Below are 14,038 nucleotides of genomic sequence, written 5' to 3' on the forward strand. Positions count from 1 at the left end.
GCTCCGGCCATGATCATCGCGCACGACCTGGGCACCACCGGGAACAAGGCGTCGCTGCACCACGATGACGGCCGTCTCGTCGCCTCGGTCACCGTCCCCTACCCCGCGCACTTCGCCGCGGGCGGGGTCGCCGAGCAGGATCCCGCCGACTGGTGGGATGCGGTCGTCGCCGCCACGCGCGATCTGATCGCCCGCACCGGCACGGCCCCGACCGACATCGCCGGACTCGTGGTGAGCGGCCAGATGATGGGTGCCGTGCTGCTCGACGCCCATGGTGAGCCCGCACGCCCGGCGATCATCTGGGCCGACACCAGGGCCGGCGCGCAGCAGCGCGAGCTCGAGGCCGCGATCGGCGCCGAACGCGCCTACGGCATCCTGGGCCACCGCCTCAACCCCACCTACTCCGTCGAGAAGGTCATGTGGGTGCGCGACAACGAGCCCGACACCTGGGCGCGCGTGCGACGCGTCTGCGTCGCGAAGGACTTCATCGTGCTGCGCCTGACCGGGCGCCTCGCGACCGATCGCTCCGACGCGTCGGGCACGAACGCCTACGACCAGGCCGCGGGCACGTGGTCGGACGAGGTGCTGCAGGCTGCGCGCCTCGACCCGGAGTTGTTCCCCGAGATCCTGGAATCCACGCAGATCGCCGGCACGTTGACGGATGCCGCAGCCGACGCCCTCGGCCTCCCCGCGAGCGTGCGTGTGGTGATGGGCGGCGGCGACGGCCCGATGGCCGCCGTCGGCTCGGGTGTCGTCGCGCCGGAGGACGGCCCCTACGTCTGCCTGGGCACATCGTCGTGGATCTCGTTCGCGGCCGACGCCCCGCTGCACGACCCTGCGATGCGTACCTTCACATTCGACAACGTCGTGCCAGGCTCGTTCGTGCCGACCGCCACCATGCAGGCCGGCGGCGCCTCGGTGCAGTGGATCGCCGAGGCCCTCTCCCCCGATCCTGCGCACCCCGAGACCGGACGACTGACGGCCGAGGCCTCCGCCGACGTCGACACCGACGATCTCTACTTCCTCCCTTATCTGCTCGGCGAGCGCTCTCCGATGTGGGATCCGGAGGCGCGGGGCGCATTCGTCGGCCTCGCCCGCCACCACGCCAGGGCGCACCTCGTGCGGGCCGTGCTGGAGGGCACCGCGTTCAACCTGCTCAGCTGCATCCAGGCGTTCCGCGAAGCCGGCGCCGTGATCGACCGCATCGACGCGGTCGGCGGCGGAGCCCAGAGCGACGTATACCTCTCGGTGCTCGCCGACGTGTGGGGGGTGCCCGTGCGCCGCCGGACGATCGTCGAAGAGGCGAACAGCCTCGGCGCCGCGGTGACCGCCGCGGTCGGGCTCGGCCTCACCGACTTCTCGGCCGCCCGCGCCCTGAGCGCGGTCACGGCCGAGTTCATTCCGGATGCGGCACGTCACGCCGTCTATGCCGAGCGGCACGCCCGCTTCGCCGACGCCTACACGACTCTCGCGCCGTGGTTCGCCGGACGGCCGCGCTGATGGGCGTCATCCTCGTCACCAGCCGCTCGTTCTCCGACGGCGACCTCGACCTGGTCGAGCGCGCGGCGCAGGCGGGTCACCGCATCCTGCGCGGGCCTGCCCACCACGACCTCGACGAGCTGCGGTCGCTGCTGCACGGTGCCGATGCGTGGATCGCGGGCACCGGGTCCGTCACCGACGCGCATCTCGCGGCAGCCCCGAAGCTCAAGGTGGTCGCCCGCTATGGTGTCGGCACCGAGTCCGTCGATCTCGACGCCGCGCGCGACCGCGGCATCCCGGTGACCAACACCCCCGGTGCCAACGCCGACGCGGTCGCCGACCATGCGGTCGGACTGATGCTCGCGGCCCTCCGCTTCGTGCCCGACGGCGACCGCCGCGTGCGCGCGGGCGACTGGGGTGTGCGGCGTGGTCGCGAGCTCGGCGCCGCCACGGTCGGCATCGTCGGCTTCGGGCGCATCGGCCAGGGCGTCGCCGCACGGCTGAGCGGCTTCGAACCGCGCGTGCTGGCGGCCGATCCGTTCCTTCCCGACGATGTCGTGCGGGCGCGGGGTGCGGAGCCCGTCTCGCTCGCCGAGTTGTTCCGCGCCGCCGACGTGATCACGCTGCACGCTCCGGGTGGGCAGCGGCTCGTCGACGCCGAGCGCCTCGCCGGCATGCGACCGGGAACCGTGCTGGTCAACACCGCCCGCGGCGACCTGATCGACGAGGCCGCCGTGGCGCAGGCCCTGCACGACCGCATCCTCGCCGGCTACGCGGCCGACACCCTCGACGGCGATACCGCGGCGCACGACAGCCCACTGCTCGCGCCGGAACTCGCCGACCGCGTGATCGTCACCCCGCACCTGGGAGCGCAGACCACGCAGGCTGTCGACAACATGGGGTCCCTGTCGCTCGCTGACGTGATCGCGGTCCTCTCCGGCGCCGAGCCCGCCCACCCCGTCCCCAGCCCCGTCCCCGTCGCCGTCCCCGAGGAGACCCGATGACCACCACCGCCGACGTCGTCGCCACCGCACACGCTCCGGCATCCGCCGACTACATGGGCTTCGTCGGGGTGACCACCGCGTCGTCGTCGATCATGAAGGTCTTCCCCCTGTGGGCCGACATCCTGGAGCTGCCGACGCGCACCCTGGTCGGCCACGACCTGCCGATGGATGCCGAGCCCGCGCAGTACCGCGCCATGGTCGAGCAGATCCGCGACGACCCCCATCACCGCGGCGCGCTCGTCACCACGCACAAGATGAACGTGTACGCCGCGGCATCCGACCTGTTCGACGAGCTCGACCCGTTCGCGGTGTCGTGCTCCGAGATCTCCAGCATCTCGAAGCGCGGCACTGTCCTGTCGGGGCGGGCGAAGGATCCGATCACGGTCGACCTGGCGCTGAACGACTTCCTTCCCGCCGACCACTTCGCGCGCACGGGGGGTGCGGTCGTGATCCTCGGAGCCGGTGGATCGGGCACCGCGCTGAGCTGGGCGCTGGCCGAACGCGACGACGCCCCGTCGAAGATCACGGTGACCGCCCGCACACAGGACAAGCTCGACCACCTGCGCGAGGTGCACCGTCAGCACGGCACCCGCGAGGGCCTGATCGACTACGTCGTGACGGCGACCCCCGCAGACGCCGATGCCCTTGTGGCTGCGGCCCCCGCAGGATCGGTCATCGCGAACGCGACCGGACTCGGCAAGGACCGCCCCGGATCGCCCCTGACCGACGCCGTGGTGTTCCCCGAGGGGGCGTACGCATGGGAGTTCAACTACCGCGGCTCGCTCGAGTTCCTGCACCAGGCCGAGGCTCAGGCATCCGCCCGCGGGCTGCACGTGGTCGACGGGTGGCGCTACTTCATCCATGGCTGGTCGCAGGTGGTGGCCGACGTGTTCGAGCTCGACCTCACGCCCGACGTCGTCGAACGGCTCGCCGAGGCCGCGGAGTCGGTGCGCTGATGCCCGCCGTCGTCCGGACCGTGCTCGGCGACATCGCCCCTGCGCTCCTCGGGCGGGTGGACTATCACGAGCACCTGTTCCAGGTGACTCCGCTGCTGCCGGGCGACGAACTCGACGACGAGAAGGCCTCGGGCGAAGAAGCCGCCCTGCTGCAGGCGAGCGGGTTCGAGACGATGGTGGATGCCACGCCGTTCGGTCTCGCGCGCGACCCCGCAGCCCTCGCCCGGATCAGCGCCTCGACCGGGCTGCACATCGTCGCGACGACCGGACGACACCGGGAGGCCCACTACGGCGCGGACCATCCGATGCAGGTGTGGACCGCCGACCGTCTGGCCGCCCTGTTCATCGCCGACATCACGCGCGGCATGCCCGCCGACGACGGGGAGATCTTCGAGACGCCCGACGTGCCGCTCGCCGCGGCACCCGATGGCAGCCCCGTGCGTGCGGGCCTCCTCAAGGGCGGCGCCGACTACTGGCGCATCAGCCCGTTCGAGCGCACCACCCTGATCGCCGTGGCCGAGGCGCACCGCGCGACGGGCGCCCCGGTCATGGTGCATCTGGAGTTCGGCACGGCAGCCCACGAGGTGCTCGACCTGCTCGGGGCCGAGGGTGTGTCCGCCGACCGTGTCGTGCTGGCGCACGCCGACCGCGACCCCGACCCCGGGCTGCACGCGTCGCTCGCCGAACGCGGTGCCCACCTCGAGTACGACGGCTTCGCGCGTCCGCGCACCCGCTCCGACGCCGAACTGCTCGCCCTGACCGTCGCGGTGGTCGAGCGTGGTGCCGGCGACCGGATCGTGCTCGGCGGCGACGTCGCCCGGCGCACGAGGTACATCGCGTACGGCGGCATGCCCGGACTCGCCTACCTCGGCGACCGCTACCTCCCGCGCCTCCGCGCGGCCGTAGGAGACGAGGCCGTGCATCGAATGCTCGTGTCCACCCCGGCGCGGTTGCTGACCCTCTCGCCCTGACCCTGCCGCCCTGATCCGCGCCCTGAGCACGAGCATGGCCATGAGCATCCGCTTCCACCCCCGACACCCCCGAGGAGACACCGTGTCCGAGCCGACCATCCTGCACGCCACGTTCACCGCCCAGCCGGGAGCCGGCGATCGCGTGGCCGCCCTGGTGCGTGACTTCGCCGAGGTCGTGCGCGCCGAGGAGGGCAACGTCGTCTTCGATGCGACCCGGCTCGTCGACGACCCCGACCGCTTCTTCGTCTACGAGGTCTACCGCGACGAGGCGGCCTTCCAGGCGCACATCGCCGCCCCCGCCGGAGTCCCCTTCAACGTGGCGTTGCAGGAGCTTATCGTCGAACCGACGTCGCAGCTCACCTTCCTCCGCCGCCTCTGACGGCCCCGACGCCGTTCACGCGGCGCCGTGTCGCCGTGGCACGCCGTCCGTGACCATGCGGGGTGAGACCTCCGTGTGGGTGGGACCGCCCCGCGCGCTCCCGGCCTCTCCGCCCTGTTCACCTGTCGGAAGAATGCACGCATGTCGGAGGAATCGCCGGCGTCCGCCCCTGCATCCGGGAGACCTTCCGACATCCGGCACACGCACACAGCACACAGCACACGCACACAGCACACGCACACAGCACACGCGCCCACCCCGAACACGAAGAAGCCCCCCACCCGAAGGCGAGGGGCTTCTTCGCGTCAGCGCGGTGTCACTCGTAGAGCACAGCCGCGATCTTCGGGTCGTCGATGTTGCTCTTGTCGTACCAGTACGAACCGGTGTCGTAGAACTTCTCGACGTCCTTGCCGTTGGCGGCGTCGTACGCGGCCTGCACGACCTGGGCACCGATGCCGATCGGGTCCTGCGTGATGGCACCGGCCATGGTGCCGTCCTTGATGGCGTTGATCTGTGCGGCACCGGAGTCGAAGCCGACGATCGTGATCTTGCCCTTCTCGAGGCCCAGCTCGTTCACGGCGTTCACGACGCCGATGGCCGAGCCCTCGTTGGTGCCGTAGATGCCCTTGAGGTCGGGGTGTGCCGCGATCAGGGTCTTGGCGATGTCAGCCGACTTGAGGTGGTCGCCGTCGCCGTACTGGATGTCGACGATCTCGATGTCGGGGTAGTCCGCCTTGATCTTGTCGACGAAGCCGTCGCGACGCTCGACACCGGTCGAGTTGATCTGCGAGTGGCCGACGATCGCGACCTGTCCTTCGCCGCCGATCAGGTCGGCCATGTGCTCGGCAGCGAGCGCACCGGCGACCTTGCTGTCGGTGGCCGACAGGCTGAGCCCGACGTCACCGTTGCAGGGGGCGTCGAAGTAGACGACGGGGATGTCCTTCGCCTTGGCCTGCTCGAGCGGAGCGACGCACGCCTCGGGGTCGAGGGCGGCGTAGGCGATGGCGTCCGGGTTCTTGTCGATCGCAGCGGTCAGCATCTCGAGCTGGCCGGCGATCTCGGTCTCGGCTGCGGGGCCCTCGAACGTGATCTTCACGCCGAGCTCCTTCGCCTTGTCCTCTGCACCCTTCTTCACGGCCTGCCAGAACTGGTGCTGGAAGCCCTTCGAGACCATGGCGATGTACATCTCGCCGTCGTTGCTGCCGCCGCTGCTCGAGCCTTCCTCGATCACGTCGCCGCCACCGCCGGCACAGCCGGCGAACACCAGTGCGGATGCGGCCACGAGGGCCACGAGTGCGGTCTTCTTCCCGAATTTCATGAAAACTCCATTGTTTGGGTACGGCTCGGTTTGTTCTGTGTGGATGCCGGACGGGCCGGCGCTGTGGACATTCCAGGTGCCTGTGCGGATGTCTCCGCGGAGCCGGCCGGAGCCGGAGGACGACGACGGGCACGGGTTTCGCCGCCGTCCAGGTCTCAGGTGCGCTGTCGGTTGCGGAGCGAGTCGAGGAACACCGCGAGCAGCACGACCACGCCGACGACGATGTTCTGCCACTCGGGCTGGATCGACATGATGCGCAGGCCGTTCACGAGCACGCTCATGATGAGCGCGCCGATCACGGTGCCGAGGATCGATCCGCGTCCGCCCAGCAGCGAGGTGCCGCCGATGATGACTGCGGCGATCGCCTGCAGTTCGTATCCGGTGCCGATCTGCGGCTGGGCCGAGTCGAGGCGGGAGGCGATGACGATGCCCGCGACGCCGGTGAACGCCCCGGCGAACATGTAGATCAGGATCGTCCAGCGACGCGTGTTGACACCCGAGAGGCGCGTGGCCTCTTCGTTCGATCCGATCGCGAACGTGTAGCGGCCGAGCAGCGTCTTCGACAGCACCAGGTAGGCGATGATCGCGAGCACGGCGGTGACGAGCACGGCGTTCGGGATGCCGGGGATGATCACGCCGAGGGCGATCTTCTTGAAGTCGGGGGCCGAGGTGGAGAAGTAGATCGGTGCGACCCCCGAGATCACGAGGGCGAGGCCGCCGGCGATCATCATCATCGCGAGGGTGGCGATGAACGGAGGAAGCCGGAGGAACGTGATGTTCACGCCGTTGACGAGTCCCATCAGCACGCCGGTCAGGATGCCGCCGATGACGCCGACCCATACCGGGAGCCCCATGTTCGTCACGAACACACCTGTCATCACGGCGCAGAGCGCCATCCCGGTGCCGATCGACAGGTCGATGCCGCCGGTGATGATGACGAAGGTGGTGCCGAGGGCGAGGATGCCGATGACGGCGGTCGACAGCAGCACGGTGGCGATGTTGCTGAAGGTGAAGAAGTTGGGGCTGGCGATCGAGAAGAAGATGATCAGCACGATGAGCGTGCCGAACGCCAGCGACTGCTGGAACTGACGCTTCAGGAACGCCCCGACGTCCCTCTTGTCCGTGTTCTCGTTCACGGCGGTCTGGATGATCGTCGTCGTCGACGATCCGGGCTGCTGCGGAGCGCTCATCAGTCTTCCTCCCCGTGGGCTGCGAGTTGCATGATCTTCTCCTGGCTTGCTTCCTCGTTGCGGAGCGTCCCGGTGATGCGACCGTTGGCGAAGACCGCGATGCGGTTCGCCACACGGAGGATCTCCGGGAGCTCGGATGAGATGACGATGATGGATTTGCCTGCGTCAGCGAGCTGCTGCATGAGGCGGTAGATCTCCTCCTTCGCGCCGACGTCGATCCCTCTGGTCGGCTCGTCGAAGATGAGGATGTCGCAGTCGCGCATCAGCCACCGGGCGATGACGACCTTCTGCTGGTTCCCTCCGGAGAGGAGCTTGACGACCTGGTTGACCGATGGCGTCTTCACGCGCAGCTGCTGCACGTACTCCTTGGTACGGTTCTTCGCCTTGCTGTCGCCCATCCAGCCGATCGCATTGGCGTAGGAGCCGAGCGAGGCGAGCACGGTGTTGAACGTCACGTCCTGCTCGAGCATGAGTCCGAGGAGCTTGCGGTCCTCCGAGAGGTATCCGACACCGTGGTGCACGGCATCCGCCGGCTGGGCGATGCGCACCGCGCGACCGTCGATGGCGATCGTGCCGCTGTCGCGGTGGTCGGCACCGATGACCGCACGGGCGGTCTCGGTGCGACCGGCGCCCATGAGCCCGGCGAAGCCGAGGATCTCGCCCTTGTGCAACTGGAACGAGACGTCTTTCAAGAGGCTCTTGGTCGACAGACCCTGCACTTCGAGGACCACGGGGTCGTTCGCGTGCTCGCGGGCCTGGGGGCGGGTCCCCTCGTCGATCACACGCCCGACCATCATCTCGATGATCGTCGGGATGGTGATCTCGGACTTGTCGAGTGATCCGATGTATGTGCCGTCACGCAGGACGGTCACTCGGTCGGCCAGACGGCGCAGCTCGTCCATGCGGTGCGAGATGTAGACGATCCCGGTGCCGTGCGCCTTGAGCTGCTCGATCAGCACGAAGAGCGTCTCGACCTCGGTGTCGGTGAGGGCCGAGGTGGGCTCGTCCATGATGAGGACCTTGGCGTTGAAGGACAGCGCCTTGGCGATCTCGACCATCTGCTGCTCGGCCACCGTGAGCTCGCCGACGAGCTGACGGGGGTTCAGGTGGATGTCGAGGCGCTGCAGCAGGTCGGCGGTCTGCGCGTTCAGCTTGCGCTCCGACAGGAACGGCCCCGTGGTGGGCTCTCGCCCCACGTAGATGTTCTGCGCCACGGTCAGATCGGGCATCAGATTGAGCTCCTGATGGATGATCGTGATGCCGAGCTCCTGCGCCTGGAGGGGGCTCGTGAGCTCGACCTCCTGACCCTCGAACGTGATCGTGCCCTCGTCCTTGGTGTAGATCCCGGAGAGGATCTTCATCAGGGTCGACTTTCCCGCGCCGTTCTCGCCCACGAGCACGAGCACCTCGCCGGCGTGCACCTCGAGGTGCACGTCTTTCAGCGCCTGCACGCCGGGGAATCCTTTGCTGATCCCCTCGACCCGGAGGATGGGTCCACTCATGCGCTCACCTGCTTCCTTGAAGGTTCTGCTTCGACGTCGACGGATCATTCCGTCGCAAACATCGGATCAATTCTGCGTCCTACGCTACGGGCAGCGCAAGTTGTATCTAAATGTATCTAATGACGGCCGGATGGGGAAGACCTGTAATGACATCTTGATCTTCCGATGCTCCTCCGGCCGGATTCCCACTCAGTGGAGGCGGATCGACTCGACCGCCACGAGCTTGTCGCGGATGTACGCGTTCGCGTGGGCGCCGAGTTCGACGTTGTCGTTCCAGAGGTTGCGCCAGATGCCGAGCATGCGGCTGAGGTCGGGGGCGACGACCGCCGACGAGAACGACTCGAAGACGATCGGACCGTCGTAGCCGATGCGGCCGAGCGCCTTGAAGAACGTGTCGAAGTCGACCGTCCCGGTCCCGAGATAGCCACGGTGGCTCTCACCGATGTGCACGTAGCGCAGGGCAGGGGCGGCATCGAGGACCGGCGCGAACATATCCGACTCCTCGATGTTCATGTGGTACGTGTCGATGTGGATCCCGAGGTTCGGCCGATCGACCTCGGCGACGTACTCCAGAGCCTGCCTCGCCGTGTTCAGCACGTTGGTCTCGTAGCGGTTCACGACCTCGAGCGCGACGGAGACCCCCCGTTCGGCGGCATGGTCGGCGACCCGCGCGATCGCGGCCTTGCTGCTCGCGAGCCCTCCGGCCGTCACCGGCTCCATGTACTTCTTCATGGCGCTGTAGATCACCCCGCAGAAGTGCTGACCCCCCAGATCCGCGAGCACGTCGACGGCTTTCAGGAGCAGGGCTTCGCCGGCCGCGACGATCGCGGGGTCGGAGTTGGTGACGTCGGTCGCCTCGGAGAGTCCGAGCGAGGCGCTGACGGCGAGGTCGTACTCCTCCAACGCGTCCTTCGCGACGGAGACGTCGAACGAGAACGGGTCCATCAGCGGGAACTCGATGAGGTCGAAACCCGCCTCCTTGGTCTTGCGCACCGCCAGACGGATGCCCTCGGCATCGAAGTTCCCCGTCCAGACGAGCCCGTGGCAGCCGATGTTCATGAGACCTCTCCCAGCGGGTGTGCGGCACCGTCGCCGTCCGCGGTTGGCACGTGCCAACCCCGGTGTGCGAGTCACGCTACGTCGGGCGGACGAGCCCTGTCAAGAACTTTCTTGGCACGTTGCAACTCCTCCGATATCCTGAGGCCGCCGACGTGGTCAGGAGCCCCGACCGACGCAGCGACGATGAAGACAAAGATGACGAAGGAGCCCCATGCCCGCGAGCGTCAAGGACGTCGCCGCCCTCGCCGGAGTCTCCTCCTCCACCGTCTCCAACTACCTCAACCATCCGCACGTGCTCGGAGCTGCGACGCGGGAGCGGGTGCGCGCGGCGGTGGAACAACTCGGCTTCGTGCCGAACGAATCCGCTCGGCAACTCCGCGCGGGGTCGAGCAAGGCTCTGGCCCTCATCCTGCTCGACGCCTGGCTGCCCTACTTCCACGACCTCTCGCGTGGGGTCGAAGACGTGGCGCGAGAGGGCGGCTGGTCGCTGTTCTTCAGCAACAGCAATCGCGACGACGCGCAGGAGCGGCGCAACGTCGACATGTTCGAGGCGCACCGGGTGCAGGGCATCGTCATCTATCCGCTCGGCGACGTGGTGCCGCGCCTGGAGGGGCTCGCCGATCGCGGCATCCGTTCGGTCGTCGTGGGCCCGATCCCCGACTCGTCGAAGGTCGCCTCCGTGCTGTTCGACGACCGCGCCGGGGGGCGGCTCGCCGGCGAGCATCTCGTCGGACTCGGGCGAGAGCACATCCTGTTCCTCGGCAATCCGGCCGTGAGTCAGTCGAACGACCGCCTGGCCGGGCTGCGCGAAGCGGTGGCCGGCACCGACGTGACGGTATCCACGATCGAGGTACCGCACCTGGCGACAGAGGACGGCCTGCAGGCCGGCGCGCAGATCATCGCGATGCCCGCCTCCGAACGACCCGACGCCGTGTTCGCGGCGAACGACATGGTGGCGCTCGGCGTGCTCACCACGCTGCTGCGCCACGGAATCCGCGTGCCCGAGGAGATCGCGCTGGTCGGCTTCGACGACGTGGCGCAGGCCCACCAGGGCGTCGTACCGCTCACGAGCGTGCGGCAACCCGGCTACGAGATCGGCCGCGCCGCCGGGGCCGCCCTGCTGCAGCAGCTCGCCGATCCCTCGGCTCCGCCGCCTGCGACGACGCCGTTCCCTGCCGAGCTCATCGTGCGGGAATCGACCGTCGGTCGCTGAACTCGGCGTTCACAACTCCCGGTGTTCACAACTCAGGAGAAGAGAGCAGCTCAGAGTCGAAACGGCCGATCCGGCCGCCTCCGCCGACGCCGTTCCCGGGTTGTGAACGGCGTCACGCCGACGCGTGCCCGACGACACCCTTGCGCAGCAGCGCGTTGCCGTACTTGCGGGTCTCGCCCGTGCGCACGAGCAGGTACGCGGCCTTCGCGACCTCGTAGTAGGCGAACCGCTCGACGAAAGCCGTCGTATCCACGGCCGTCCCCGCCGCGGCCATCAGCTCGTTCTGCACGTCGAGCACCTCGCCGTCAGCCGAGGTCATCAGGTCGATCCCGGGCGCATCATCCAGAGGGAGCACCGTGCGGATGGCCGCCACGACCTCGGGCGTCGTCGTGCCGGGGAGGTCGATCACCCGTGCGCCCAGACCCCATGCCGGGAAATGCGCGTCGGCGACGACCACGGCATCGGAGTGTCCCATGCGATCGAGGTGCAGCAGCAGCTCTCCGGTGAGCAGGGGATGGATTCCTTCGAGCACGAGTGCTCCTCTCGGTGAGACGTCGGGTGATTCCGGGGACAGGTCGATCAGGCGGGGATGAGCCCTTCCGCCGCCAGGTTCTCCCACAGGGCCGTCGGGATCTCAATCGCTGCGTACTCCGCATTCTGCCGCAGCTGCGCCGGGCGGCTGCCGCCCACCACGACCGATCGCACGACGTCGGACTGCAGCGGGAACTGGATCGCCGCCGCGGGCAGCGGCACGTCGTGGTCGGCGCACACGGCGGCGATGCGCACGAGCCGGTCCCACAGCTCGTCCGGCAGCTGCCCGTACTCGTAGCGTCCGTCGCGACGCGGCTCGCTCGACGCGAGCAGACCCGAGTTGAAGACGGATGCCGCCACGATCCCGGTCCCGGTCTCGCGGCATGCGGGCAGCACATCGACCGCAGCCGGCTGTTCGAGGAGCGTGTAGCGACCGGCCACCATGACGAGGTCGAGGTCGGCCGAGCGCACGGCCGCCGCGAGCGCATCCGACACCATCGAGCCGATGCCGATCGCGGTCACCTCGCCATCGGCGCGCAACCCCTCCATCGCGGGGAGAGCCTCGGCGAGCGCGAGGTCGAGGTCGTGCCGCTCAGGGTCATGCAGGTAGAGAAGGTCGATGCGCTCGATGCCGAGGCGCTCGCGCGACTCGTCGACGCTCGTGCGGATACCCGCTTCCGAGAAATCCCACACGCGCTGCAGGTCATCGGGAACGTGGAAGTCGTTCGCGGTGTCGAGACCGCCGCCGACGTGGTCGGGGTTCGGCCGCAGCAGGCGCCCGGCCTTGGTCGAGAGCACGTACTCGTCACGCGGCTTGGTCTGCAGGAAGGCCCCGAGCCGACGCTCGGAGAGTCCGAGCCCGTAATGCGGCGCCGTGTCGTAGAAGCGGATGCCGCTCTCCCACGCGGCATCCAGCACGGCCCAGGCCTCGTCATCGGTCAGCGGCCGAAACAGGTTGCCCACGTTCGCGGCACCGTAGCCGAGCGTCGGGACGGTCAGGCGGTCAGGCACTCCCGCGCGATCAGGCACCGACATGTGCACCCTTCCAGGTGTAGGTCGCGATGCTGTCGGCCTTCATCTCCATGCCCGTTCCCGGCGCGGTGGGTGCCATGTACGAACCGCCCTGGATGTCGGTGGGCACGACGAAGTGCTCGTGCAGGTGGTCGACGAACTCGATCATGCGGCCCTCGCGCGTGCCGGTGACGGCGACGAAGTCGAACATGGACAGGTGCTGCACAGCCTCGCACAGGCCCACACCGCCGGCGTGCGGGCAGACCGGCACGTCGAACTTCGCGGCGAGCAGCAGGTTGGCGATGTTCTCGTTCACGCCGGCGACGCGCACGGCGTCGATCTGCATGACGGAGATCGCCTCGGCCTGCAGCAGCTGCTTGAAGATGACGCGGTTCTGGGCGTGCTCACCGGTGGCGACGCGGATCGGTGCGACGCCGCGGGCGATCTCGGCGTGGCCGAGCACGTCGTCGGGGCTGGTGGGCTCCTCGATCCAGGCGGGGTGGAACTCGGCGAGCGCGTTGACCCACTCGATCGCTTCCGACACCTCCCAGCGCTGGTTCGCGTCGATCGCGATCGGGAAGTCGGGCCCGCACACCTCACGCGCCTTGCGGAAGCGGCGGATGTCGTCGTCGAGGTCGGCGCCGACCTTGAGCTTGATCTGGGTGAAGCCGTCGGCCATCGCTTCGCGGGCGAGGCGCTCGAGCTTCTCGTCGGAGTAGCCGAGCCATCCGGGGCTCGTGGTGTAGCCGGGATATCCGGAGGCGAGCAGTTGCTGTTCCCTCTCGGCCCGACCGGGCTCGGCGGCACGCAGGATCTCGAGGGCGTCGTCGCGGGTGAGGGCGTTGGTGAGGTACCGGAAGTCGACGAGGTCGACGAGTTCCTCCGGCGTCATACGGGCGAGCAGCTGCCAGAGCGGAAGGCCGGCGCGCTTGGCCTTGATGTCCCACAGCGCGTTGATGACCGCGCCGATGGCCATGTGCATGACGCCCTTCTCCGGCCCGAGCCAGCGCAGTTGCGAATCGCCGATGATGTCGCGGAACGTGCCGCCCATGTCGTCGAGGAGGGGCTCGATCTCGCGACCCACCAGGTGACCTGCCAGCGCGTCGATGGCCGCGACCTGCACGTCGTTGCCGCGGCCGATCGTGAAGACGAACGCGTGGCCCTCGATGTCGTCGTCGGCGTCGGTGCGCACGATGACGTACGCGGCCGAGTAGTCGGGGTCGGGGTTCATCGCGTCCGACCCGTCCAGGCTCAGGGACGTGGGGAAGCGGATGTCGGTGGTGTCGAGGGCGACGATACGGCTCACGGGATTCCTCTCGATGCGCGGCTGATTTCTTCCGCGCGGATCTCTTGGAGTGTAAACATCGGATGTCTATACTGTCAACGAGACCGGCCGCCTCATCGCGGCCTCCCGACCGATCAGGA

At 68.7% G+C, this 14,038-nt stretch carries 13 protein-coding genes; 6 read left to right on the top strand and 7 right to left on the bottom strand.

Going from position 1 to position 14,038, the window contains the following annotated elements; all coding sequences use genetic code 11:
* Positions 1 to 9 precede the first annotated feature (9 nt).
* The 5 genes from xylB (at position 10) to MicroSTF_RS09505 (ending at position 4,789) form a co-directional block, all read left to right on the top strand.
* Entirely contained in the window at positions 10 to 1,500 is a 1,491-nt protein-coding gene (xylB, locus tag MicroSTF_RS09485) for a xylulokinase (RefSeq protein ID WP_322955170.1), read from the top strand.
* The gene (locus MicroSTF_RS09490) at positions 1,476 to 2,483 is read left to right on the top strand and encodes a phosphoglycerate dehydrogenase (protein ID WP_322955172.1); all 1,008 of its coding nucleotides are present in this window, start codon (positions 1,476 to 1,478) and stop codon (positions 2,481 to 2,483) included. The genes xylB and MicroSTF_RS09490 overlap by 25 nt, the downstream gene beginning before the upstream one ends.
* The gene (locus tag MicroSTF_RS09495) at positions 2,480 to 3,439 is read left to right on the top strand and encodes a shikimate dehydrogenase (RefSeq protein ID WP_297555470.1); all 960 of its coding nucleotides are present in this window, start codon (positions 2,480 to 2,482) and stop codon (positions 3,437 to 3,439) included. The genes MicroSTF_RS09490 and MicroSTF_RS09495 overlap by 4 nt, the downstream gene beginning before the upstream one ends.
* Positions 3,439 to 4,410 (top strand): aryldialkylphosphatase, encoded by a 972-nt coding sequence (locus tag MicroSTF_RS09500; RefSeq protein WP_322955175.1) that lies wholly within the window; start codon positions 3,439 to 3,441, stop codon positions 4,408 to 4,410. The genes MicroSTF_RS09495 and MicroSTF_RS09500 overlap by 1 nt, the downstream gene beginning before the upstream one ends.
* Before the next feature lie 82 nt (positions 4,411 to 4,492).
* Entirely contained in the window at positions 4,493 to 4,789 is a 297-nt protein-coding gene (locus tag MicroSTF_RS09505) for a putative quinol monooxygenase (RefSeq protein WP_029267779.1), read from the top strand.
* 316 nt (positions 4,790 to 5,105) lie between these two features.
* On the opposite strand, the gene MicroSTF_RS09510 is transcribed toward MicroSTF_RS09505, so the two are convergent.
* From MicroSTF_RS09510 to MicroSTF_RS09525, 4 genes are all read right to left on the bottom strand, one after another.
* Positions 5,106 to 6,107: an ABC transporter substrate-binding protein gene (locus tag MicroSTF_RS09510; protein ID WP_021198327.1), complete on the bottom strand. Its 1,002-nt coding sequence runs from the start codon at positions 6,105 to 6,107 to the stop codon at positions 5,106 to 5,108.
* A 155-nt stretch (positions 6,108 to 6,262) separates the two neighbouring features.
* The gene (locus MicroSTF_RS09515; protein WP_029258495.1) at positions 6,263 to 7,297 is read right to left on the bottom strand and encodes an ABC transporter permease; all 1,035 of its coding nucleotides are present in this window, start codon (positions 7,295 to 7,297) and stop codon (positions 6,263 to 6,265) included.
* Positions 7,297 to 8,799, bottom strand: a complete 1,503-nt coding sequence (locus tag MicroSTF_RS09520; RefSeq protein WP_322955179.1) for a sugar ABC transporter ATP-binding protein — start codon at positions 8,797 to 8,799, stop codon at positions 7,297 to 7,299. The genes MicroSTF_RS09515 and MicroSTF_RS09520 overlap by 1 nt, the downstream gene beginning before the upstream one ends.
* 189 nt (positions 8,800 to 8,988) lie before the next feature.
* Positions 8,989 to 9,858 carry a sugar phosphate isomerase/epimerase family protein gene (locus MicroSTF_RS09525; protein WP_322955181.1) on the bottom strand — a complete coding sequence of 290 codons (870 nt, stop codon included), beginning with the start codon at positions 9,856 to 9,858 and terminating at the stop codon, positions 8,989 to 8,991.
* Between the two features lie 211 nt (positions 9,859 to 10,069).
* Between MicroSTF_RS09525 and MicroSTF_RS09530 the strand changes: the two genes are divergently transcribed.
* Positions 10,070 to 11,071, top strand: coding sequence for a LacI family DNA-binding transcriptional regulator (locus MicroSTF_RS09530; protein ID WP_322955183.1), 1,002 nt, complete (start codon positions 10,070 to 10,072; stop codon positions 11,069 to 11,071).
* 112 nt (positions 11,072 to 11,183) lie between these two features.
* Here the strand turns inward: MicroSTF_RS09530 and MicroSTF_RS09535 are convergent, their stop codons facing one another.
* The 3 genes from MicroSTF_RS09535 to MicroSTF_RS09545 are packed head-to-tail and all read right to left on the bottom strand — an operon-like array spanning position 11,184 to position 13,919.
* Positions 11,184 to 11,603 (bottom strand): RbsD/FucU family protein, encoded by a 420-nt coding sequence (locus MicroSTF_RS09535; RefSeq protein WP_021198322.1) that lies wholly within the window; start codon positions 11,601 to 11,603, stop codon positions 11,184 to 11,186.
* Between the two features lie 47 nt (positions 11,604 to 11,650).
* On the bottom strand, positions 11,651 to 12,637 hold the full coding sequence (locus tag MicroSTF_RS09540; protein WP_029258498.1) for an aldo/keto reductase: 987 nt from the start codon (positions 12,635 to 12,637) through the stop codon (positions 11,651 to 11,653).
* Complete coding sequence (locus MicroSTF_RS09545; RefSeq protein ID WP_029258499.1) at positions 12,624 to 13,919, bottom strand: L-fuconate dehydratase; 1,296 nt, start codon at positions 13,917 to 13,919, stop codon at positions 12,624 to 12,626. The genes MicroSTF_RS09540 and MicroSTF_RS09545 overlap by 14 nt, the downstream gene beginning before the upstream one ends.
* Positions 13,920 to 14,038: the final 119 nt, after the last annotated feature.

Source organism: Microbacterium sp. STF-2, from assembly GCF_034650155.1.
Classification (GTDB): domain Bacteria; phylum Actinomycetota; class Actinomycetes; order Actinomycetales; family Microbacteriaceae; genus Microbacterium; species Microbacterium maritypicum_A.